The organism is Paenibacillus sp. P13VS (genome assembly GCF_015143645.1).
Taxonomy (GTDB): Bacteria; Bacillota; Bacilli; order Paenibacillales; family Paenibacillaceae; genus Paenibacillus; species Paenibacillus xylanilyticus_A.
Genome location: NZ_WYEV01000002.1, coordinates 775,906 through 798,612, shown reverse-complemented (window position 1 = coordinate 798,612; position 22,707 = coordinate 775,906). Strand labels below are relative to the sequence as shown.

The 22,707-nt window shown below is 48.0% G+C and carries 28 protein-coding genes and 1 tRNA gene; 23 read left to right on the top strand and 6 right to left on the bottom strand.

Annotated features, from left to right (window positions below):
* The first annotated feature begins 77 nt into the window (after positions 1 to 77).
* From GUA98_RS04725 to GUA98_RS04685, 11 genes are all read left to right on the top strand, one after another.
* Positions 78 to 935, top strand: coding sequence for an SDR family oxidoreductase (locus tag GUA98_RS04725; protein WP_193722170.1), 858 nt, complete (start codon positions 78 to 80; stop codon positions 933 to 935).
* A 37-nt stretch (positions 936 to 972) separates the two neighbouring features.
* Positions 973 to 1,095 carry a hypothetical protein gene (locus GUA98_RS29925; protein ID WP_261780056.1) on the top strand — a complete coding sequence of 41 codons (123 nt, stop codon included), beginning with the start codon at positions 973 to 975 and terminating at the stop codon, positions 1,093 to 1,095.
* Positions 1,096 to 1,116: 21 nt separating this feature from the next.
* Positions 1,117 to 1,698, top strand: a complete 582-nt coding sequence (locus GUA98_RS04720) for a DJ-1/PfpI family protein (RefSeq protein WP_193722169.1) — start codon at positions 1,117 to 1,119, stop codon at positions 1,696 to 1,698.
* On the top strand, positions 1,695 to 2,243 hold the full coding sequence (locus GUA98_RS04715) for a GNAT family N-acetyltransferase (RefSeq protein WP_227779370.1): 549 nt from the start codon (positions 1,695 to 1,697) through the stop codon (positions 2,241 to 2,243). Before GUA98_RS04720 ends, GUA98_RS04715 begins: the two co-directional genes overlap by 4 nt.
* Complete coding sequence (locus tag GUA98_RS04710) at positions 2,240 to 3,139, top strand: serine/threonine-protein kinase (protein ID WP_193722168.1); 900 nt, start codon at positions 2,240 to 2,242, stop codon at positions 3,137 to 3,139. The genes GUA98_RS04715 and GUA98_RS04710 overlap by 4 nt, the downstream gene beginning before the upstream one ends.
* A gap of 110 nt (positions 3,140 to 3,249) precedes the next feature.
* Positions 3,250 to 3,615, top strand: coding sequence for a hypothetical protein (locus GUA98_RS29350; RefSeq protein ID WP_095359154.1), 366 nt, complete (start codon positions 3,250 to 3,252; stop codon positions 3,613 to 3,615).
* A gap of 1 nt (position 3,616) precedes the next feature.
* Complete coding sequence (locus tag GUA98_RS04705; protein WP_193722167.1) at positions 3,617 to 4,312, top strand: GNAT family N-acetyltransferase; 696 nt, start codon at positions 3,617 to 3,619, stop codon at positions 4,310 to 4,312.
* Positions 4,313 to 4,403: 91 nt separating this feature from the next.
* On the top strand, positions 4,404 to 4,844 hold the full coding sequence (locus GUA98_RS04700; RefSeq protein ID WP_193722166.1) for a hypothetical protein: 441 nt from the start codon (positions 4,404 to 4,406) through the stop codon (positions 4,842 to 4,844).
* Between the two features lie 24 nt (positions 4,845 to 4,868).
* Entirely contained in the window at positions 4,869 to 5,255 is a 387-nt protein-coding gene (locus GUA98_RS04695; protein ID WP_193722165.1) for a hypothetical protein, read from the top strand.
* Positions 5,256 to 5,353: 98 nt separating this feature from the next.
* Positions 5,354 to 6,136 carry a glutamate racemase gene (gene murI, locus GUA98_RS04690; protein ID WP_193722164.1) on the top strand — a complete coding sequence of 261 codons (783 nt, stop codon included), beginning with the start codon at positions 5,354 to 5,356 and terminating at the stop codon, positions 6,134 to 6,136.
* A 21-nt stretch (positions 6,137 to 6,157) separates the two neighbouring features.
* Positions 6,158 to 6,712 carry a histidine phosphatase family protein gene (locus GUA98_RS04685; protein ID WP_321573835.1) on the top strand — a complete coding sequence of 185 codons (555 nt, stop codon included), beginning with the start codon at positions 6,158 to 6,160 and terminating at the stop codon, positions 6,710 to 6,712.
* Positions 6,713 to 6,783: 71 nt separating this feature from the next.
* Here the strand turns inward: GUA98_RS04685 and GUA98_RS04680 are convergent, their stop codons facing one another.
* Positions 6,784 to 7,146, bottom strand: a complete 363-nt coding sequence (locus GUA98_RS04680; RefSeq protein WP_110821130.1) for a DUF423 domain-containing protein — start codon at positions 7,144 to 7,146, stop codon at positions 6,784 to 6,786.
* Positions 7,147 to 7,207: 61 nt separating this feature from the next.
* Entirely contained in the window at positions 7,208 to 8,137 is a 930-nt protein-coding gene (coaA, locus tag GUA98_RS04675) for a type I pantothenate kinase (protein WP_095359147.1), read from the bottom strand.
* A gap of 196 nt (positions 8,138 to 8,333) precedes the next feature.
* Here coaA and GUA98_RS04670 point away from each other — a divergent pair, with 196 nt between their 5' ends.
* The 10 genes from GUA98_RS04670 to odhB all read left to right on the top strand — a co-directional run bounded on the left by GUA98_RS04670 (position 8,334) and on the right by odhB (position 17,371).
* The gene (locus GUA98_RS04670) at positions 8,334 to 9,119 is read left to right on the top strand and encodes a DUF3891 family protein (protein WP_193722163.1); all 786 of its coding nucleotides are present in this window, start codon (positions 8,334 to 8,336) and stop codon (positions 9,117 to 9,119) included.
* Between the two features lie 149 nt (positions 9,120 to 9,268).
* Positions 9,269 to 9,763 (top strand): 8-oxo-dGTP diphosphatase, encoded by a 495-nt coding sequence (locus tag GUA98_RS04665; RefSeq protein ID WP_193722162.1) that lies wholly within the window; start codon positions 9,269 to 9,271, stop codon positions 9,761 to 9,763.
* A 43-nt stretch (positions 9,764 to 9,806) separates the two neighbouring features.
* Positions 9,807 to 10,181, top strand: a complete 375-nt coding sequence (locus tag GUA98_RS04660) for a YybH family protein (RefSeq protein WP_193722161.1) — start codon at positions 9,807 to 9,809, stop codon at positions 10,179 to 10,181.
* Between the two features lie 142 nt (positions 10,182 to 10,323).
* The gene (locus GUA98_RS04655; RefSeq protein WP_193722160.1) at positions 10,324 to 10,746 is read left to right on the top strand and encodes a GNAT family N-acetyltransferase; all 423 of its coding nucleotides are present in this window, start codon (positions 10,324 to 10,326) and stop codon (positions 10,744 to 10,746) included.
* A gap of 192 nt (positions 10,747 to 10,938) precedes the next feature.
* The gene (locus GUA98_RS04650; protein WP_193722159.1) at positions 10,939 to 11,424 is read left to right on the top strand and encodes a GNAT family N-acetyltransferase; all 486 of its coding nucleotides are present in this window, start codon (positions 10,939 to 10,941) and stop codon (positions 11,422 to 11,424) included.
* Complete coding sequence (locus GUA98_RS04645; protein ID WP_193722158.1) at positions 11,421 to 11,777, top strand: cupin domain-containing protein; 357 nt, start codon at positions 11,421 to 11,423, stop codon at positions 11,775 to 11,777. The genes GUA98_RS04650 and GUA98_RS04645 overlap by 4 nt, the downstream gene beginning before the upstream one ends.
* Before the next feature lie 155 nt (positions 11,778 to 11,932).
* On the top strand, positions 11,933 to 12,364 hold the full coding sequence (locus tag GUA98_RS04640; RefSeq protein ID WP_193722157.1) for an NUDIX domain-containing protein: 432 nt from the start codon (positions 11,933 to 11,935) through the stop codon (positions 12,362 to 12,364).
* Between the two features lie 210 nt (positions 12,365 to 12,574).
* Positions 12,575 to 12,648 (top strand) — tRNA-Pro (locus GUA98_RS04635).
* Positions 12,649 to 13,208: 560 nt separating this feature from the next.
* The gene (locus tag GUA98_RS04630) at positions 13,209 to 16,082 is read left to right on the top strand and encodes a 2-oxoglutarate dehydrogenase E1 component (protein ID WP_193722156.1); all 2,874 of its coding nucleotides are present in this window, start codon (positions 13,209 to 13,211) and stop codon (positions 16,080 to 16,082) included.
* 5 nt (positions 16,083 to 16,087) lie between these two features.
* Positions 16,088 to 17,371, top strand: coding sequence for a 2-oxoglutarate dehydrogenase complex dihydrolipoyllysine-residue succinyltransferase (gene odhB / locus GUA98_RS04625; protein ID WP_193722155.1), 1,284 nt, complete (start codon positions 16,088 to 16,090; stop codon positions 17,369 to 17,371).
* 124 nt (positions 17,372 to 17,495) lie between these two features.
* Here odhB and GUA98_RS04620 read toward each other — a convergent pair whose 3' ends face one another.
* The 4 genes from GUA98_RS04620 to GUA98_RS04605 all read right to left on the bottom strand — a co-directional run bounded on the left by GUA98_RS04620 (position 17,496) and on the right by GUA98_RS04605 (position 21,233).
* Positions 17,496 to 18,476: an alpha/beta fold hydrolase gene (locus tag GUA98_RS04620; protein WP_193722154.1), complete on the bottom strand. Its 981-nt coding sequence runs from the start codon at positions 18,474 to 18,476 to the stop codon at positions 17,496 to 17,498.
* A gap of 27 nt (positions 18,477 to 18,503) precedes the next feature.
* The gene (locus GUA98_RS04615) at positions 18,504 to 19,481 is read right to left on the bottom strand and encodes a type I phosphomannose isomerase catalytic subunit (RefSeq protein ID WP_095288348.1); all 978 of its coding nucleotides are present in this window, start codon (positions 19,479 to 19,481) and stop codon (positions 18,504 to 18,506) included.
* Between the two features lie 212 nt (positions 19,482 to 19,693).
* Entirely contained in the window at positions 19,694 to 20,278 is a 585-nt protein-coding gene (locus GUA98_RS04610; protein ID WP_193722153.1) for a class I SAM-dependent methyltransferase, read from the bottom strand.
* Position 20,279: 1 nt separating this feature from the next.
* A complete protein-coding gene (locus tag GUA98_RS04605) occupies positions 20,280 to 21,233 on the bottom strand; it encodes a TIGR01212 family radical SAM protein (RefSeq protein WP_127539338.1) in 954 nt (317 codons plus the stop codon).
* Between the two features lie 301 nt (positions 21,234 to 21,534).
* On the opposite strand from GUA98_RS04605, the gene GUA98_RS04600 reads away from it, so the two are divergent.
* On the top strand, positions 21,535 to 21,735 hold the full coding sequence (locus tag GUA98_RS04600) for a hypothetical protein (protein ID WP_095288345.1): 201 nt from the start codon (positions 21,535 to 21,537) through the stop codon (positions 21,733 to 21,735).
* 151 nt (positions 21,736 to 21,886) lie between these two features.
* The gene (gene trmB / locus GUA98_RS04595) at positions 21,887 to 22,636 is read left to right on the top strand and encodes a tRNA (guanosine(46)-N7)-methyltransferase TrmB (protein ID WP_095359134.1); all 750 of its coding nucleotides are present in this window, start codon (positions 21,887 to 21,889) and stop codon (positions 22,634 to 22,636) included.
* The last annotated feature ends 71 nt before the right edge of the window (positions 22,637 to 22,707 follow it).

Genomic DNA, 22,707 nt, shown 5'->3' with positions numbered 1-22,707 from the left:
ATACTTAGCTATGTTCAGTCATGTGATGATAGAAAGGGAGAAGCTAATCGATTCATTGGAGGAAGGTGGACGGGGAGATGGTACAGAACATTAAGGGAGAGACTGCACCTGTAGCGTTAATTACAGGCACCTCGAGTGGGTTCGGCATGCTTACTGCGATTACACTTGCCAAGCAGGGATACCGGGTTGCCGCAACCATGCGCGATCTGAGCAGGAATGAACAATTAGTCCAGCTGGCCGAACAAGCAGGCGTTGCAGATCGATTGCATTATATACGTCTGGATGTGACGGATTCGGATTCGCTACAGGCTGCTGTTGCGGCTGTGCTTCAGATGTATGGGCGAATTGATATGCTGGTGAACAATGCAGGGTTTGCGATTGGTGGTTTCATTGAGGAAGTAACGATGGACGATTGGCGGCGGCAAATGGAGACGAATCTCTTCGGTCTCATTGCAATGACGCGTGCGGTGCTTCCTGTCATGCGTGAACAGAAGCGGGGACTCATCATCAATCTCTCCAGCGTCAGCGGTTTGTCGGGATTCCCGGGCTATGCGCCCTATGCTGCTTCCAAATTTGCCGTGGAAGGTTTCACCGAAAGTCTTCGGCATGAGATGGCTTCGTTTGGCGTAAAGGTAGTCTTGGTTGAGCCGGGAGCGTATCGCACACCCATTTGGAATAAAGGACTGGGTGAAATTCACCGCAATGATGACTCCCCTTATAAAGAAAAGCTGGATGCGGTGCTTCGTTACTCTGCACATGCGGGCCAGACTGCGCCCGATCCGCAGGAAGTGGCTGACCTGATCGCCCGCATTGCACGCATGCGTGCACCACGGCTCCGCTATGCACTCGGCAAAGGATCTCGTGTGCTCATTATTGGCAAAACGCTGCTTCCGTGGAAGTGGTTGGAGTGGATTATTGCGCGTGGTCTGAAATAGGGCAGACCTTATTAATTCTAGTCAGGAGGGCTTGAACTTGTTTGAAGTCATCGTGATTGTATTGCTTTTAGCCGTTGTAGGACTGTTATTCCGGATCAACAGCAAGCTCCCTGAACGTGATTGGGTGAAGGAAGCGATGGAGCGAGACGCGTCGAAATAAAAAACATGGGAGGTTTTCACATTGAAAATTGCTTTTGTTTTGTTTGATGGTTTAACTTTTCTTGATTTTGCAGGATTTTATGATGTGATCAACCGGCTGAATTTCTTTGAACCAACCAAGGGCAGTACATGGGAAACTTGTGCGATGACCGATCAGGTTACGGACGAGTCCGGATTAACGCTCCAAGTGGATCGAGTGAAGCCGGACTTGGGTGAGTACGATATGGTTTTTGTTCCTGGTGGTATGGGTACGCGCAAACTTCGGTTTGATGAAGCTTTCGTGGGATGGCTGAAACAGGCAGAGAAGGTCCCGATGAAGGTGTCGGTATGTACGGGCTCTTTGCTGCTCGGTGCGGCAGGTTTTCTCTCCGGCAAAAAGGCAACGACGCATCCTAATGTGTATGATCTACTTCAGCCGTACGCAGACGAGGTCATCCAGACCCGGATTGTAAAGGACGGAAATGTCATTACGGCCGGTGGTGTTGCCACGTCGATTGATCTCGGAATTTATGTACTGGGATTGCTTGCCGGACAGGAGGCAGCCGAGAATGTGAAGCGGCAGATTGACTATCCTTACGTGATGCAAGGAGTGATCGAAGTATGAGTGATGATTTCAAGCAGAGCATGTTCAATATTCGCAATATTCGGCGTGATGAAGCCGATCAATACTGGTCTTTGCGTCTGGAGGCACTGAAAAATCATCCGGAGTCCTTCGGAGCATCATACGAGTTGTCCGTTCAGCTTCCCATGAATGAAGTGCAGGATCGCATACATAATGAACCCGATGATTACATCCTTGGAGCTTATACCGCAGAAGGAACACTGGTTGGAATGATGGGTTTCAAGAGAGAATACGGCCTCAAACTCAGGCACAAAGGATTCATCTGGGGTGTATACGTGGCTCCGCAATATCGGGGATATGGACTTGCTTCAAGGTTACTTCGAGAAGTATTGAAACGGGGAGAGACATTGGAGGGCATCAGGCAAATTAATCTAAGCGTGGTTACGATAAATGAATCAGCCAGACGGTTATACGAAAAGTACGGATTCGAAACGTATGGCATAGAGAATTATGCTCTTGAAGTTGGGGGACAAGGTTATGATGAAGCCCATATGACATACGTTTATCCAACTGTGAGTTCCATATGACCGAGGCGGTTCATCTGGAAGTAGACGGGTATGCCTTCGTATTACAAGAGTCCCATTCTTTCGAATGGTTACGGCCACTGGGCAAGGTATTTCGCGTATTTGATCAGCAGGATTCCGGGAATCTGTCCTTTGGTATCATACAGGAGGACGGAACAAGGCTCTTTGTAAAATATGCGGGAGCACGTACCATTCATGCGAATACACTCAATAGTCCGCAGGAAGCCATCCGAAGTTTGATGTCTTCTGTTTCAGTCTACGAGGATTTGAAGCATGACGCCCTGATTCGACTAAGAGACCATTTTGCAACGGAACGGGGTTATGTCTGTGTATTTGATTGGGTGGATGGAGAATGTCTGCATTCCCAATGGTATTTTCCGGCTCCAGCGAAATATGAAGATCCGCGTTCACCGTATTATCGTTTCAGGCAACTCCCTATTAAGATACAGATTCAGGCGATGGAGCAGATCTTGAATTTTCATATTGAGGTGGAACGAAAAGGGTATGTGGCTGTTGATTTCTACGATGGCAGTCTGATCTATGATTTTGAACAAAATAGGATCAAAATTTGTGATATCGACCTGTATCAGAAGGGTTCACTTACCAATACCATGGGACGCATGTGGGGCTCATCCCGCTTCATGTCTCCTGAGGAGTTTGAGCTCGGTGCTCCCATTGATGGAGTAACTAATGTATTCAACATGGGTGCCGCGGCATTCGTACTGCTTGGTGGAGAGAAGGATCGCTCATATGCCAAGTGGAATGCTGGAGAAGCCTTATATCAGGTTGTAATTCGAGCAGTAGATCCTGATCGAGCCCGTCGCTTTGCATCCGTGATGGAACTCGGTGAAGCCTGGAAGCTGGCGGTAAGACAGGATGAATGTATTACTGGTGAATGATGGATCAAAAAATTCAGTTCAGTATATTCCCCATTAGGAATGACCAGTTTGCATTCGTATCTCCCTGGAATATACCGTATAATGGAAATTAATGAGGGAGGTGCAGCTCTTTGTGCAGATATGCCATGTCAGGACCATACAAAGACACATATGCCTGTTTCGACTGCCGCAAATCATTTAAGCAAATATCGAGACATGATCTCGCTCCTGAAGTGTATGAAAGGCTTGAATTTAAATGCCCGCAGTGTGCGGCACCCATGGTTAGCATGGGACAAGATTTTAGAGCACCGAAGCAAAGCGATCTGAAACAATGGAAGAAGGTAGCGATTCTTTATCGCCACGGATTCACCTACCATAGTTGTGGCTGCGGGCCCGGATATCGTCCGGCTGAATTGCGGCAACTGCCCGAGTTTCTGGAAAAGTCCGTTCATAAACGAAGTGAAGGCGAGCGGTTATTACTAAGGCTGGTTAAATAATATGGATCGCCTAATCAATATTGAACCGTCTGACTTGATGAAAATACAGGCACAGACCTTATATACGATGAACACGCAGCAGCGTCTGACTGGCATTAACGAACCGGAAGGCGGGCATGCGCCTGCCTTGTTTATTGGCATGACTTCCAGGGGCCATCTAGCTTATTACAATGAGCACCTGCCGCCAAACCTTATGGATCAGCTGGCGACTGAAGCGAAGCTTCCGCTTGACATTCCGAAGGTGCTAGGGACGATCGAGGCATATAAACCCGTCAAGCATCTATGGATGGGGCCTGCATTTGTCTTCCGGGAGAAATGGGATAAGTGGCACTCACGTGTGCAGCTTATTGAGCGCCATCATACGTTTTTGCTGGAAGAGCATTTTCCCGATCTCATCGGGCGATTGCATGCAAAAGCACCTGTAGTCGCTTATGTTATTGGAGATTCCGCCGTAGCCGTATGCTGCTCTGCTCGAACTTCGGAGCTGGGCGCAGAAGCGAGTCTGCATACAGTTCCTGCGTACCGAGGACATGGATATGGGGTGGAGACGGTCAAATGCTGGCAGTACCACGTGCATGAGAGCGGACGCATTCCTCTCTACAGTACATCCTGGGACAATCTTTCCTCGCAGCAGGTGGCCCGCAAACTGGGACTATACCAATACGGCATGGATTTCAGCATTACGACTTCGTCATAGAGGGTGAACCCGGTGATTCGGACATATGTACAAAAGGATCTGCAACATGTCATTGAAGCTCATATCCGTATTTACCGGGAGGAGTATAATTATGAAGACAGAACCTGAATATGCGCAGAATACCATTACGGGAGTCTGGTTTCGTGGAACGTTTTGCTGGTATGTAACTGAGCGGGAGTACTGGTTTTTGAATGTGGAGATGGAGGAACGGTTCGGCATCGAGATACTGAATGAGGAAACCGCTGCAGTATTCCTGCAGGCCATTCAGGACGAGCGAGTAGCAGCCGCAGAGCTGCGAGACTGTCTCTATCAATTTAGGAAGCAGCATCCAGAAGGTGACGAGTGGTTGAAGTTTGTACCGTCATTCCTTGTGGATTTCGACCGAAGGCAGTTTTGCTCCATGTTTCCCGAGCCGGCGTCTTTTGAACATTACATGCCTCAAGACTGGATTGGATCCTATGTGGTTTTCTTGGACCTTGTGCCAGAGGAGCAGCGGTACTGGGAAATGGATGGCAGTTCCCTATTCGGTTAGACTTTTGTTGAAAGGCGTGTTCCGATGATACGTAAACATTTGGTACGCAGCCTGGTATCCCTGAGTATTGTATTTATGGTGGGAGCGTGCTCGGTTCAGCCCGAGGAACAGAGTATATCAGGGGTGATTGAGCACAGCCTGCAGGAAATGGTTAATGAATCTGTGATCATGAGCAGCAGTAATCCTAACGATTATATTGCAGGCAGTCCGGAGGCATACGGTTTAATCCTGAACACCGGTGAGGAAGGGCTGAATGTTCTTTTACAGAAACTTGAGTCCAGCTCCGATAACGGCCTAAGGGAATGGATTATGGCTCAGGCAAGTACGGAGCTGCTCGGGGAGCGGAATTCCGTGAACGAGTGGAACAGTGGCAAAGACTGGCTTAGACAGTATAAAATGAGTGAAGAATAGTAATTCTCAACAACAATCCTCACCTCCAGTCATCATGAGCAGGAAATACAGGTTCCTTGACCTGGTACCCAAAAGAATACGTTATAGAGGTGAAACCCTTGAAGAAGAAAATTGCATTTTTTGACTCGGGCATCGGCGGTTTAACCGTCCTGCATGAAGCTTTGCAGCAGCTGCCTGAAGAACAGTTTTTGTATTATGCAGATACGCTTCATGTCCCCTACGGAACCAAATCGGCCGATGAAGTAAGAGGGCATGTCTTTGATTGCGCGGAAGCGATCGTGCGGGAACATGTAAAAGCAATCGTGGTTGCCTGCAACACGGCGACAAGTCTGGCGGTAAAGGATTTGCGTGCCAGGTATGATATCCCGGTCATCGGAATGGAGCCTGCGGTGAAGCCGGCCGTAGAGATGAATCGTGAAAGCGGGAGAAGAGTTCTTGTATTTGCAACGGCACTAACCTTGAGTCAGAGCAAATATAACGAACTCGTTTCCCGTGTGGATGACCATCACAGTGTGGATTCCATGCCACTGCCTGAAATCGTGGAATGGTGTGAACAGTTGGATTTTGATCCGGAAAAAAGTGCTGCGTATTTTCGCCGGAAACTGGCTGATCTGGATTTGGATTCATACGGTACGGTTGTACTTGGTTGTACACATTATCCGTTCTATTCAGATATTCTCCGGACTGTACTTCCGGATCATGTACAGATTATTGATGGCAGTACAGGCACGGTCAACCGTCTGAAGCAATTGCTTGAGTTGACGGAACAACATGGGAAGAGACCGGAGGAACAGGTTACATTTTTGAGTTCAGGAGGACAATTGGAGGATCAGGAGAAAATGAAGGCTGCTCTTCGTTATCTTGACGCGATGTCCAGATGAGCTGTACCAGAGGAGGAGAGAATCCTGCAATCGATCTACCTCATTCGTCACGCCAAGGCAGCAGGACAGGAGCCGAATGCCGAACTTACAGATGATGGTCTTCGTCAGGCAGAGCGTTTGGCGGAGAAACTTGCTGTTCATTCCATAGCTTACATTGTCTCCAGTCCGTGGAAAAGAGCGCTCCAGACGGCAGCACCGCTCGCCAGAGCTGCATCTCAACATATACATACCGATGAGCGTCTTCAGGAAAGAGTGCTCAGCACTCGCCATCTGGAGAACTGGATGGAAATGCTGGAACGGACATATACGGATGAGAACTTCGCAGAAGAAGGCGGAGAGTCGTCACGCATCGCGACCGCACGTGGGATGGAAGTGCTGGAGGAATGCTGGGGTCGCCCGGAGCAATCTGCGGCTGTTATTACTCATGGCAACATGCTATCTCTGCTCCTTCGCCATTATCAAAGATCCTTTGGTTACGAAGAGTGGAGGCTGCTAACCAATCCCGATGTGTATGTGCTGGAACGGCAGCGAGGAGAGCAGGGGCAACCATCCATTCGCAGAATATGGACAGATTAAACAACAAAGAGTGCTCCAGCGATCATCTACATCGGCTAGAACACTCTTTTTCGTTTACAATCCGTTCGGTATTACAGAACGGCAATGATGACCATGACCCATCCGGCAAGGAATGCGACTCCGCCAAGCGGAGTAATTGCACCAAGTTTGCGGACACCCGTTATGCTCAGTGCATAGAGACTGCCCGAAAATAGAAGGATGCCTGCGAACAGCAGCCATCCGGCTGCCATAATGAGCGAAGACTGTTCCAGGCGGTCCGCAATCAGGCCCAGAAGGATCAATCCGAGACCGTGGGCAATGTGATACTGAACTCCGGTTTCGTATATTTTGATCATATCTGCAGATAATTTTCGCTTGAGCGCGTGAGCACCGAACGCTCCGAGAGCTACGGCGAGAAACATCATGATACTACCGAGTACAACCAAGGTTTGCATAGGCTATTGTCTCCTTTAGTAGAGGGGTAGTTGGATCTTCGGTACAGCTTGCTGACAGCAATTACAGTTTGCGCAGTTTAATGTGCTGAATCGAGTGGTCGGCTTCTTTTCTTAGAATCAGTCTGGCACGTCCCTTGGTTGGCAAAATGTTCTCGTGCAGATTCTTGGCGTTAATGTCCTGCCAGATCTGACTGGCCGTCAGTACAGCTTCCTCTTCACCAATGTTGGCAAAGCGGTCATGGAAGAAGGAATCTGCATTCTGGAATGCAGTGCTGCGCAGCAGCTTGAAACGTTCAATGTACCAATGACGGATGTGCTCCTCTTCTGCATCAATATAGATGGAAAAGTCAAAAAAATCGCTGACAAGCAGCGGTGTTTCCTTTTTTACCTGCAGTACATTAATGCCTTCAATAATCAGGATGTCCGGTTGGCAGATCGTTTGCTCTTCTCCTTGAATGACATCATACGCAAGGTGGGAATACACTGGAGCCTTCACTTCAGGTTTACCCGATTTTACATCGCCCATGAACTGAATAAGAGATTTGATATCATAACTTTCGGGGAATCCCTTCCGGTTCATGATGCCTTTCTCTTCCAGTATGGCATTGGGATATAGAAAACCGTCGGTCGTAACGAGGTCAACCTTGGGTTTGTTTTTACCTCTGGCGAGCATGGCCTGGAGCAAACGGGCTGTTGTGCTTTTGCCTACGGCAACACTGCCCCCAATTCCGATGATGTAGGGAGCGGGAGATTGTTCCTTTTTTAAAAAAGAAGCCGTTAATCGATTCAATTCACGTGAAACTCTTGCATATAAGTCAATAAAGTGGGTAAGTGGTAAATAAATATCCTCCACTTCCTGAATGGATACTTCTTCATTCAATCCCTTTAGTTGTTCCAATTCGGCTTCCGTCAGTGGAAGGGTGGTCTGATGTTCTTTCAGTTCAGCCCATTCCTTGCGGTTAAACTCGATGTAAGGAGAGTATAAATTCATGAGATCCCGCTTTCTGTATGTAATGTAATCAGTGACACAATCTTTAGTGTACCAAATTTCAGGCAACTGACAACACCTTTACATTTGCAAATTTGTTATGCCGTCCGGGCGAAGAAGAAAAAGTGAAGTGATAACGGGACAATTTGTACCAGTATATGTAAAAGTTGAAGTATACCATGCGGAAGGGTGACAGCAAATGATCGTATATGAGAGAGAGCATGATTTTGTTTTGACCGCACAGCATGAGCATGGACAAGTAGCCGGCGTGATGGCTTCCCACTGGAAAGATGAGCTGCTTGCTGATTCCCTTCACCGGGAGGAGCTTATCCTTGCAGCAAGAGAACATGACCGTGGCTGGATTGAGCTGGATTCCGCCCCTTTTTGGAATGATTACAGCCAGTCCCCGTATTCGTTTCGGGATTTCCCGTTACGTCCGCGTTTTGTATTTTACCAAAAAGGAATTGAAGAAGTCCGTGAAAAAAGTCTGTATGCCGGGCTATTGTGCAGCATGATGTACACGGAGCTATTTCAGAACACCTTGGGCGCTAACCCTATCGATGATGATGATATCAGGGATTATCTGAAGAAAGAACAACGTTTTCAGGAAGATTGGCAGCAGCAGCTCGGCGACGGAGATGAACTCAAGCGCAGATTGCAAGGCGACCTGGAGATCATGTTATTCTGTGATCAGCTAAGCCTTTTTCTCTGTATGGAGGAGCCGGGAACCCCCGCATCGCGCTATGATTTTTTTGCAGAGGGACTAAGCTGCACCTTCGATGCCTGTGGAAGAGAACCGATTCGGGCTGAATGGATCTCAGGTGATAAAGTAGGACTCTCTTACTTTCCATTTACCCACGAATTCACAGTTGGTCTGCCTTACAAGTCGGTGCCCAAAGCAAGTATTCGCAAATTTGGCCTGCTTCAGGCTTATCGTCGTGCCGAGTGGAAAGAACGCAGAGTATTGATTACAAGTATGGACTGAATCATTCAGGATTAATAGCAGGCCTCGAAGATAAATTCGAGGTCTGTTTTGCTTTTGTTTTTTTATCCTGGTGAAGAGGCAGGAAAATTCAAGGGATGACCAGAAATGTTAATGTACAACCAAGGGAGAACAGCGGCAGGAGGATAATGATGAGTACCAGAATTGACATATTTACGATGTGTATGGTGTGGGACAAGCACAATGGCAAGGTTTTGTTGATGAACAGACCTGATCGTAAGGGGTTTCCAGGATATATTGCGCCGGGGGGCAAGGTAGATTTCCCGGAAAGCATTGTGGACGGAGCCGTGAGGGAAGTGAAGGAAGAAACGGGACTTGAGGTCCGTGAGATTACATACAAAGGGTTGGATGAGTTTTGTGATCCCGAGCAGGGACTGCGCTATATGGTTTTTAATTATTTGGCCACTTCTTTTGAAGGTGAATTATTGCAGGATCCGCCTGAAGGTGAATTGCTGTGGGTCCCGGTGGAACAGGCGCTTGAACTGCCTATGCAGGATTGGTTTGCAGAACGATTCCCGCGCTTCTTTCAAGAAGGTACTTTCGAACGAAGCGTGATTTGGGAAAAGTCGACGAACCTTACGCTAAAAGAAACGTTTATGATGTATACCGATGCGGTATTGAGATAGTAAGCAGTAAAAATGATAAGGAGTGCCATAGGGAGATGAAATAATGGGATACCAAGAAGCGCTTGAGGGATACATCGCAGCAACGAATACACATGATTTTGATGAGGTGAGCAAATGGGTTTCGGCAGATGCGGTGTATTGGTTTACAGGCACCTCCTGCACCACAAAGGAAGCCATTCGTTCCTATTTTGAACAGGCTTGGGACATGGTGAAAGAAGAAGTATATACAGCAGAAGATCTCTCCTGGATTGCGGTGAGTGAGACACAAGCTGTCTGCATTTACACCTATCATTGGGAAGGTGTTTACCAAGGGAAGCCGGCTTCCGGGAACGGTCGAGCGACGAATGTGTTTGCTACTGGGCCGGATGGAGAATGGAAGTTAATTCATGAGCATCTAAGCGCAGGGGAAAAACGGTAAAACCTCACAAAAGAAATCATGAATGCGGTAGGGTTAAGAACGTACTAGGGACTAGAACAGAATGTATCATCCATTTCTATGTATCCGTATCCATATATTGTGATATAATGAGGTTTGCTTTTTTTGGAGGGAGAGGTGAGCAATGAGAATCTCGTACCGATCGAATTTGGACGGAATTGGCGTGGAACAACTGAGCGAACATTTTTTTGATGGCTGGCCCAATCCACCGTCGAAGACGACTTTTTTGAGACTGTTAGAGCAGTCGTATGCAGCCGAGCTTGCAGTGGATGATGAGACAGGGAAGGTCATAGGCTTTATTCAAGCTATTTCAGATGGGGTGCTTAGTGCATACATTCCATTGCTGGAAGTGGTGCCGGAGTTCCAAGGTAAGGGGATTGGGACGGCGCTAACAGAGAGGATGCTGAAGAGGCTCCAGGGTTTGTACATGATCGATCTGTTATGTGATACCGAAACGCAGCCTTTCTATGAGAAGCAGGGAATGCGCAGAGCCAGCGGCATGATGGTTCGCCATTATTCCAATCAGAATGGAGCAGCGTACTTATAGTAAATAGAGTTATAAGATGTTTCGATACGACTTCGATCCAACCGGATTAATAGAGAGGGCAAGATGTATTTTGCTATTAATCTAATACCAACGTGTGACGAGAATCATCCAAACTTAGTGTTTAAGCTGATACATAGGCTTCTGCAAACGGGCCGCAAATGAATATTGTACGATGAAAAGGTGGAGATCCGCATGAGACTAACGTTCCGAATACTGGATTGGGAAGAGGAGAAGCCCTATGAACTTTTACTAATGGCTGATCCCTCCAAAGCCAAAGTAGACGAATATTTAAGTCGTGGTCTATGTTTTATCGCCGAATATGAAGGCGAGATGGTAGGCGAGTTTGTTTTGCTTAAGACCCGGCCGGAGACTGTTGAGATTGTTAATATTGCCGTTCAGGAAGAATTACAGGGACAAGGCGTCGGCAAGCACATGATTAAGGAAGCGATTGAAGCAGCGGGCAGGCTGGGCTGTCGTACTGTCGAGATCGGAACTGGCAATTCCAGTTTTCATCAGTTGAAGCTGTATCAGCGCTGCGGTTTTCGCATTATTGGAGTTGATCGAGACTATTTTGTGAGACATTACGATGAAGAGATTATCGAGGACGGTATTCGCTGCGTGGATATGATCCGCCTGGCGGTGGACTTGGATACTCTAGCGGAGGAAAAAAACAAGTGAGAATTTATCGTGTAGTACCTGAAAATGCGCGAATCGTTACGGCTTTTGGAAGTAGCGGAGCAGAAATTACGCCAATACTTCGAAACACCTCGGGTTGCCATGTGTCTTATCTCAAACTCACTGGCGGCGGAGAATTGGGTCTTCATCCGGCTGTAGGGGAGCAGGTGTTTCTGGTACTTGAAGGCGAAGGCTGGGTTGAAGGTGAAACGGGGGAACGTGCAGTTATCCAAGCTGGAGAAGCCGCATTCTGGATGGACGGTGAGAACCATCGTTCCGGTTCGGTGCATGGGTTAACAGCTATGTTGATCGAAGGAAGTGAGCTGGATATTCGTTTGTCCTTGCATGCTAAATGAATCTGAAAAGGGGGAGGTGAAGCCTTGAGTATGCTCTGGGTGGTCGTCATTATAACGGGGTTAATCTTCACTCCATCGTTTTATCAGATGAATAAGCGGATACGACAATTGGAGGAACAGGTCAGATACCTCACGGATGAAAGAAGAAATCATTCATGAATCAACATACACATCTGGGGGTATACGGTCTTATTCGATGGGGCGACAAGATATTGTTAATTCATAAAGCAAGAGGGGCATATAAAGGTCATTGGGATCTGCCTGGTGGCAGGCTGGAATTCGGAGAACAGCCGGAGACTGCCCTGCACCGCGAAATTGAAGAAGAAACGGGACTTACAGATGTGCAGGTGACTATTCGGACTGCGGAATCCACTGTTGTGCATTGGGTGTATCAGGGAATGCCTGAGGAGCTTTATCATATCGGTATTTTGTATGATGTGCAGTTGAAGTCGGACAAGCAGGCAAGTGAGATCAGGGAAGGACCGGATGGGGAAGATTCATTGGGTGCGGCTTGGTTTGCAATGGAGCAGATTCACCAGCTCTCCTTAACCCCATTTGCCTCACATATGATTTTTGAACGTAGTTAAGAGCCAGGATTGGATATCGGGATCCATGTAATTGGTACGGTAGCGTTTTAAAAGAAACCCATAGGTTTACCCAATGTTATATATTGCCAGGTGAAGCGAGCGTACGGTATAATTTGGATATATGTTGATTGGGATCCCGCAATGGGATGTAGCGATTTGGAATATGAAAAAGAACTACACTATAATTCGCGAATTCAATTTGCGATTTATCGGGGTATAGCGCAGCCTGGTAGCGCGCACCCTTGGGGTGGGTGAGGTCGTGGGTTCAAATCCCGCTACTCCGATTCGAAACGGCACACCGAAGCGAAGGCTGTGAATCTGTCGATTCACGGTCTTTTTTTGTTGAATCTGTTCTCAAATGGTTAATGTTTAACTGGACGGTTTGTTTTGGCTGGTTATGGACTACAATTCATATTAAAGGGGGTTAATGCGGAAACATGGGAACAGATTTATCTGCGATATGCTGAGTTTATGCTTCATTTATCTGATTCATCTAATTTATGCATCAATTGAACTAAAAATAGGAAATGCTCCTGAGCGTAAAAGTTTATAGAATAGACATTAGAAAACGAATTCGATTTACATTGAGCTAGATGGAACCCTCGAGCAGATCCGGACACGATTCGACATCTGTGTCGGAGGCATATCCAATTATTGTTTATTATGTTTTTGAAAACGCAGACAAACCTTGACGGGAGCGTCGGAACAACGTTATTTACCCCCAACATCACGATGATTGGACTTCATGAAAAATTTCGCTTAAAATGTTGAACGAACGCAAATTACGGCTTAGTCAATGATTTCCGTCAAAAAACACGACTAAATCAAGACGGAGGGAACGTCGATGACGATCGAGGAAGGCAACAAGAAGCCCTGGGAAAGTTACTATGGACCCAATTTGGGATACGTACAAGAACAATATGAATTATTCTCTCAAGACCCTGAATCGGTTACACCCGCATATCGGGAATTGTTTGAACAATGGGGTGCTCCGCCGATGCCCGGCAGAGATGCACATACAGCCACTTATTCCGGCAACGCCCAAACAGCTTCCGGGAGCGTGGATATTCAATTATTACAGAAAGCGGTTACAGCCGGGAAACTGGTTTGGAATATTCGAACTTATGGTCACCTTGCCGCGGATATTGATCCGCTTGGCATAAGTGAGGATTCAGATACATCTTTATTGGAACCGAAGCATTTTGAATTGAATGAAGAAGATTTGAAAGCACTGCCCGCATCCCTGATCTGGGAAGGTGCAGATGGACAGACGACCAACGGCTGGGATGCCATTCAGCGTCTGCGCCAGATCTATACAGGTCCGATTGCTTATGAATTCAGCCATGTTCATGAAGTTCATGAACGCGAGTGGCTTAACCGCCGTGCTGAATCCCGGACTTCCCCGGCACCACTGAATCAGGATGAACGGAAGGCACTGCTTGAACGTCTGGTTGAGGTGGAGCAGTTCGAGGATTTCCTTCACAAAACGTTTGTGGGACAAAAACGCTTCTCGATTGAAGGAAACGACGTGCTCGTACCGATGCTGGATGAAGCAGTACGCATTATGGCACACTCGGGCTCAAGCCACATTTTGATGGGGATGGCTCACCGGGGTCGCCTGAACGTGCTCGCTCATGTCCTTGGTAAACCATACAGCAAAATTTTCTCTGAATTCCATCATTCCCCGAACAAGGATCTGGTTCCGTCTGAAGGATCGACAGGAATCAATTACGGCTGGACAGGGGATGTCAAATACCACCTTGGTGCGAACCGCTTTGTAAAAGATGGCGAAGCAGTGCAGGCTCGTCTGACACTGGCTAACAATCCGAGTCATCTGGAGTACGTTAACCCTGTCGTTCAAGGCTTTGCACGTGCGGCGCAGGATGATCGGCGTGATCCGGGATATCCGAAACAGGACGTTACAAAAGCAGCGACAATTCTGATGCATGGCGATGCAGCCTTCCCTGGTGAAGGCATTGTGGCGGAAACGCTCAATTTCAAAGCACTCCCTGGCTATCAAAACGGCGGAACGATTCATATTATCGTGAACAACCGTCTCGGATTTACAACCGATAGCAGCGATTCCCGCTCTACTTATTACGCGAGTGACCTTGCCAAAGGTTACGAGATTCCGATTGTGCATGTGAATGCAGATAATCCGGAAGCATGTATCGCGGCGATTCGCATGGCAGCAGAGTACCGCAACAAGTTCAAAAAGGATTTCCTGATTGATCTGATCGGTTACCGCCGCTATGGTCACAATGAAACGGACGATCCGGAGACAACCCAACCGAAGGTCTATGAAAAAGTGAAGAACCACCCTACAGTGAGTCATCTGTATCAGGACCAGCTCAAGCAGGAAGCGGTTGTTGATGATGCATCCATTAGCAGCATTCGTGATGCCGTAACGAATCGACTGAAAGAAGCTTATGAACTAATGAAGAAAAACGAAGTTCATGAGCAGTCACAACTGAAAGCCACTCAACCTGAGGCAGTGTCGCTTATTCCAACAGCGGTGCCGCTGGAGAATCTGCGCAGCATTAATGCCGATCTGTTGAAATGGCCAGAGAACTTCAATGTATATCCGAAGTTGCAGCGTATTCTGCAGCGTCGCAGCACTTCCCTGAACGAGGGTGAAAAAGTGGACTGGAGTCTTGCCGAGACACTGGCATTTGCCACAATTCTGGCTGACGGCAAGCCAATTCGGATCAGCGGACAGGATGCAGAACGTGCAACCTTCGCTCACCGGAATCTGGTATTGCATGATTCGGAGAACGGGACAACATTCTGCCCCCTGCATCATCTGCCACAAGCACGTGCAGCGTTTGCCATTTACAACAGCCCGCTGTCGGAAGAGTCGGTACTTGGATTCGAGTATGGATATAACGTGTATTCCCCGGATACGCTTGTCATCTGGGAAGCTCAATTTGGTGACTTCGCCAACTGTGCACAGGTTATTTTTGACCAATTCGTATCCGCTGGCCGTGCCAAATGGTCTCAGAAGTCGAGTCTGGTCATGCTGCTTCCTCATGCCAATGAAGGGCAGGGACCTGAGCATACAAGTGCCCGTCTCGAACGTTTCCTGCAGCTCTGTGCTGAAGATAATATGACGGTTGCGAACTTGACGAGTGCATCCCAGTATTTCCATCTGCTGCGCCGTCAGGCTTCGTTGACTGAAACAGAAGATGCACGTCCTTTGGTCTTGATGTCGCCGAAGAGTCTTATTCGTAATCCGCGTGTTGCATCACCAGCTGCAGCGTTCAGTGAAGGCAAGTTTGAGCCTGTACTTGAACAAGCAGGGCTTGGAACCAAACCGGATCGCGTAGAACGTATCATTCTGTGCAGTGGTAAGATCGCCATCGATCTCGAGGATGCTTTTGAGAAAGACAAAGCCGACTGGTCCTGGCTTCACATCATTCGTGTTGAACAGCTGTATCCGTTCCCGGCGGAAGAAATCAAGCGCGTACTTGCACGTTTCAGCAAGCTGAAAGAACTGGTTTGGGTTCAGGAAGAGAACAAAAACATGGGAGCCTGGACATACATGGAACCTCGCTTGCGCGCTATTGCACCGGAAGGAACAACCGTGAGATACGAAGGCCGTCCGGAACACGCGAGTCCTTCCAGCGGTTATCAAAGTGTGCATAGCATGGAGCAGCAACAGATTATTACATCCGCGTTGAAGCAAACGACGAAGAATAATATTCCACTGGGGAGGTAACAGCTGTGAGTGAAATTAAAGTACCTGCAATGGGTGAATCGATTACTGAAGGAACGGTTTCCAGATGGCTTGTCAAAGAAGGCGAAACCGTAAATCAGGGTGACGTTCTTCTGGAGCTGGAAACCGATAAGGTAAATATCGAAATCAGTGCCGAAGAGAGCGGAGTACTCGAGAAAATTATTCGTCAGGAAGGCGAGACTGTCGAAATCGGAGAAACGATTGGTACGCTGGGAGCAGGAACAGGAGGAGGAAGCGGAGCATCCGCTTCCCAGCCGGCTGCAGAACAGCAGCAGGCTGCGGCCCCAGCTCCAGAAGCAGTGGCAGTAGCAGTAGCAACTCCACCTGCAGCTGCAGCTCCGGAATCTTCTGAGAATGGAACCAAAACAGCTTCGCCAGCTGCACGCAAGCTTGCTCGCGAGCGTGGCATTGAGCTGGATCAGGTTCAGAGCAAAGATCCGATTGGACGTGTATATCAGGAAGACGTAAAAAGTCATAACACGCAGGCATCGGCTTCAACACCAGCTCCTGCAAGCAAAGCTCCAGCAGCACCAGCAAGTGCTCCGGCAGCTGGAGGCTCTACTTATGCTAAGCCGGTTGAACGCCAACGCATGTCCCGTCGCCGGGCTACCATTGCGAAGCGTCTGGTAGAAGCGCAGCAAACGGCAGCAATGCTGACAACCTTTAACGAAGTAGACATGACTGCAATCATGGATGTTCGTAAACGTCGTAAGGACAAGTTCAAAGAGAAGCACGATATCGGCTTGGGATTCATGTCTTTCTTTACCAAAGCCGTGGTTGGAGCACTGAAAAAATTCCCAACCATCAATGCTGAGATTGATGGGGAAGATGTTGTACTCAAAAAATATTACGACATCGGAATCGCAGTGTCTGCCAAAGAAGGTCTTGTTGTTCCTGTCGTTCGCGATGCAGACCGACTGGGCTTCGCTGAGATTGAGAAGAGTATTGCGGACCTCGCTTCCAAAGCTCGCTCCAACTCTCTTGCGCTCTCCGACCTGCAAGGCGGTACGTTTACGATTACCAATGGCGGAACATTTGGTTCCCTGTTGTCTACACCGATCCTGAATACACCTCAAGTGGGTATTCTCGGTATGCATAAGATTCAGCTTCGTCCGGTGGCGATCGATGCAGAACGTATGGAAAATCGTCCAATGATGTATATCGCATTGTCTTACGATCACCGTATTATCGATGGTAGCGAGGCAGTACGCTTCCTCGTTACGGTGAAGGAACTGCTGGAAGATCCAGAATCCTTGCTGATCGAAGGGTAACACGGACCGAAACAACATTAGCAATCATTATAGGTTCACCTAGCAGAAAGCCCCTACCTGGTGCACAGTGCAAACTGTGTCCCTCGGTAGGGGCTTTCGTATTGCTATAGCTTTGTAAGGAAAGTCAGACCGTATCAGCGAGTGTATCACGAATCTCATTCGTGCGGTCTTGCTTGGAGCCCGGCGTGTGACGCTCTAGCCAGTTGACCACATGCAAGCATACTTCCTCACGATTGGTCTCGTGCAGCATCTCGTGCCGTCCTTCGGGGTACAGGCGATATTCTACATCCTGAATCTGTAGCTGTCTGTACTGGGAGACCAGGTTATACACACCTTTACCATTCAGTCCCACAGGGTCCAGTTCTCCGGAGAACAGATACACTGCTTTATCCTTTGGAATCCGCTTCATGTTTTCAGGCGTATGGATTTCCAACAACAGTTTGAAAAAATCACGAAAGAATCCGGCGGTACAGATGGCCCCGCACAATGGATCGTCGATAAATCGTTTAACTTCGTCCGCATCACGCGATAGCCAATCAAAAGGCGTGTTTGCCGGACGGAAGGAACGGTTAAAGCCGCCAAACACAATGGCGTTGAGCAGCATGCTCGGATGTGCCGCACCCTGGATACCACATTGCATGAGTGCGAGTTTTTCACCAAATCGGAGAAGACCACGCTTCCCATTGGTTCCCGACAAAATAAATGCATGGTAACGTTCATGTCCGGCATACATCAGATGCTGCACCAGGAACGACCCCATACTATGTCCCATCAGAAACAAAGGGACCCCCGGATGTTCCTTGGATGCAACCTCACCGAGATTGATCATATCACTTGCCATCCAGCGAAAAGCGTCTGCTCCGGCATTGCCAAGCAGTTTCGGATTCTCGACAGATTTCCCATGTCCTCGGTGGTCATTGGCGTAGACAGCATACCCGTGACTGGTAAGACACTTGGCGAATTCAACGTATCGTGCTGCGGTCTCGGCCATGCCGTGCGCAATCTGTACAACGCCTCTGATATCGCATTCCGGATCGGGAAGCCAGCGGTAGACATGAATGCGGGTACCTTCATTACCCACAAGGGCAAACGTAGATTCCTGCATCGTGTAACCCCTCCTTCACTGGTTTGATTAAGGTAAATAAGAACGAAGAACTGTCGTATTGCCATCCAGCGTATAAGCTCCAAGATTGGCAGGCAGCAGGTAGCATTGTCCAGCGCTCAATTCAATTTTTTCTTGGGTATCATTGTCCCATTCCAAGGTTCCGTTCCCTTCACAAACGACGAGAATGGTGAAGCTGTCAGCATGAGTAGAGAGTTCCCACCGATCCGTAACAATTCCTTTTTCTACAACAAAATAAGGGCATTCCGCAAGCTTCAGCCATTCGCCTGGTGTCGCGTTATTCGTTTTCATTGTGGTAGCACCAGCGCCCTCATAGGCAGTCACATTCAAGGAATCCTCAACATGCAGCTCGCGTGGTTTTCCATCCAGTCCTGGACGATTATAATCGTAGATCCGATAAGTGGTATCCGAATTTTGCTGGATCTCGGCAACGACTACTCCTGCGCACAGAGCATGTACCGTTCCGGCAGGGATGAAGAACGTATCTCCCGCTTCAACCGGTACTTGACGGAGCGTATCCATTACCGTGCCATTCTCCAATGCTTCCTTCAGTACCGCACGATCGACTCCTTCGTTTAGACCATAGATGATGTGCGCTCCCGGTTTCGCATCCAGCACATACCACATTTCTGTTTTGCCAAGTTCACCTGGAGGAAGGGCTTCATAATCATCTGTCGGATGAACCTGTACGGATAGATCATCATTGCAGTCCAGCAGTTTGATCAGGAGGGGGAAGCGTCCGCCTTTTTCGGATACACCTTTTGTTCCGAGCCACGAAGTGCCCAGCTGTTCCCGCACTTCATCCAGACCTTTACCTGCAAGTTCGCCATTAATGACTTTGGTTGTACCGTTAGGATGATCTGCAATCATCCATCCTTCTCCAATATGTCCTTCGGGTGGTGTCAGACCGAATTGCTCCAGCGCTCGACCGCCCCATACACGTTCCTTAAACTCGGGTTGAAATTGTAGTGGGTATGGCTTAGACATCGTAATCTCTCCTCTAGTATATGAAGTGGTGAATCGCTTTAATCAAATCCATGCCTGTGCATCCCGGATTGTATACGGTTGCAGCAGCCAAATATGTAAAGCACGCATCGTCATAGTAAACGAGCCAAGATTAGAGCTTGGCCCATATTTATACACAGTGATGTCGTGCTGTTTAATGTGTTTATTTTATGGCATTTGGAGAGTAAAGGAAATTACTTTTTCTCAATGCCAATCAGAAATGGAGAGGCTGCACGCTGCAGCTGGCGGTACATCACAACTTGTGCCTGGTCTACAGGCAACGCCGAACACCAGGCCAGTACTGCATCTGCCTCCTGTGCACCACCCTCATGGCCCGGATACAATACAGCTGTAATTATGCCGCGTGGTCGCAATAGGCTCAGTGCTGCTGTCAATGCCCCAATCGTGCTGTCCGTTTGAGTAATAACAGAAGCATCCGCACCTTCGGCCGGCAGGTATCCCAGGTTGAACATGACTGCGCCAACTTGGCCCTGCCATTGCTCGGGAACAGCTTCAGCCATGCGGTCATGACTTAACTCCATTAGGGAGATGGAACCGAGCTTTGAGCCGTCTTCCTGTTTACGAATTCGGGCTTGTGCAAGAGTCAGCGCTTCATTTTGGATATCGAAACCGATGACTTGGCCGCGTTTCCCAACCTGCTGTGCGAGAAACAGGGTATCCGCACCTGTGCCTACTGTAGCATCAATCGCAAAATCCCCGGGCTGCAAACGGGAGGATACCCATTGATGGGCGCAGCTAAGAACCGAGAGAAAGCCCATCTTATGCTCCCCTCCAATATTTACCCTGCCATGAATCACGTAAACGTAATTCGCGGTCAATGGAATTCAGCACTTCCCACTTTTTCATGGACCACATCGGTCCAATCAATAGATCACGCGGAGCATCACCGGTGAGACGGTGCACAATCATTTCCGGTGGAAGCATCTCGAGTGTATCGACAATCAGTTTGATGTACTCGTCTTGCTCCAGGAATCGAAGAAGCCCGGCTTCATACTGTTTGACCATTGGCGTCTTGCGCATGAGGTGCAGCAGATGGATCTTAATGCCTTGCACATCCATATTGGCTACTGCGCGTCCGGTATCCAGCATCATTTCATGCGTTTCCTGAGGCAAGCCATAGATGATATGTGTACACACACGTATATTCCGTTTCCGCAGTTTCTCTACGGCCTCTTCATAACATTTCGTATCATGCGCGCGGTTGATGAGCGTTGAGGTCGACTCGTGGATGGTTTGGAGTCCCATTTCAACCCACAGGTAGGTACGTTCATTCAGTTCGGCCAGGTAATCCACAACATCGTCAGGCAGACAATCGGGGCGAGTGGCGATGGACAGACCAACGACACCGGGCTGTTGTAAAATCACTTCAAAATACTCACGGAGCTGCTCCACAGGAGCATACGTGTTCGTATATGCCTGGAAATAGCCGATGTACTGGGCCGTAGGCCATTTGAGGTGCTGTTTATCCCGAATCGTATTAAATTGGGTAACCAGATCATCCCGCCGGCTGCCGGCAAAATCTCCTGATCCCCGTGCACTGCAGAAGGTACATCCGCCTTTGGCAATTGAACCGTCACGGTTTGGGCAGGTGAATCCTGCGTCAAGCATAACTTTGAACACTTTATTGTTGAACTCATTTCGCATTTCATAATTCCAGGTGTGGAATCGCTTATCTCCCCAGGAAAGAGGAGGTTGTATTGCAGGTGCATTCATCTTCAGGGTGCTCCTTTGGCTGCCGCATTCCCTCTCGGGAGAGACAGATGTTTATCTATTCACTAGAACGGGTTGTAATAATCCGTGTCTCCATGGACTTTAACCATTGTATCAAAAAACGCAAAAAAAGGGGAATTCGAACTCAAAAATAGACTGGTTTATCAAGGTTTTTCGCTTGCTATAGTTTACACCTTGTGTTATATTTAACTTAACGTCAGACAGCATCCAATGGGTACTATTCATCATAGCATTTGAATCAAAATTGACGTCATGGACCATACTAAACCGTGAGGTGATATGAATGAATTCCCAAGTTAAAAACAATAACCTTCATCATGTATCAGTAGAACTGACGGCAGAAGAAGCACTGGCTTTGACAGGTGTTCGTTTTAATGGAAATCCGAAAGTGGAAGCGGCTGCAAGACAAAAAGTTCGCACAGCTTTCGAAAAGACATTTGATTTTTCACACCAAGATAAGGTAGACTATGAACTATTAAAGTAGTTGGACCCCAATTCCAAATAAATCGAAGAGGGAATCTTTGAGATTTGCCCCAAGTGGCAGATCCGAAGATTCCTTTTTCATTGCTCTTTACAATTGGCCGGTTCTTCGGCAAAATGAGTCTGAGACAAGTATGGACAAACGGAGGAATAAAATGCGTTTACGTGGCAGAAAAGGGATTCGGGAAAATCTGGAGGAGCAAGTGGATCTTGTTGTTCTGGAACCCAAACAGTACAAGGGGAAATGGTCTGAACTGTTTGGCAATGACCATCCGATCTTTGTTGAATTTGGTATGGGTAAAGGTCAATTTATCAGCCAAATGAGTTATAAATATCCGCAATACAATTTTATCGGTATCGATATGTATGATGAATTGGTGCGCCGGGCTAGTGAGAAGGCCCGTAATGCGTGGAGTGAAGCTGATGTAGAAACTCCGCCCAATGTGAAGCTTGTCCTGGCGAACATTGAACAGATTGAGGAAGTGTTCGAAGTGGCTGAACTGGAACGAATCTATCTGAACTTCAGTGACCCATGGCCAAAAGCCAAGCATGCACGCCGTCGTTTGACTCATCCACGGTTTTTGAAGAAATACACGGAGCTGCTTAACGCCAAGGGCCAAATTCATTTCAAAACCGATTCGGAGACCTTGTTCGAGTTCTCGCTTAACGCGATTGCCGACTACGGTCTGCAGATGACTAATCTGTCCCTGAACCTTCACCGTGATGGATTGAATGAAGAGCATGTCATGACAGAATACGAGCAGAAATTCATGGGCAAAGGCATGAACATTCACCGTGTGGAAGTCATTGTGGGTGAAGAAGCGCTGCGTGAGTATCAGCAGATGCGTCTGGATAAGTACAAAGTACGTGAAGCTTCGGATGATTCCGGAGAAGACCAAGAGTAAAATGCATAAGCGGCACATGGAGGAGAGACTCAACACCTCGTGTGCCGCTTTTTTTGATTTTTTTTCATGTT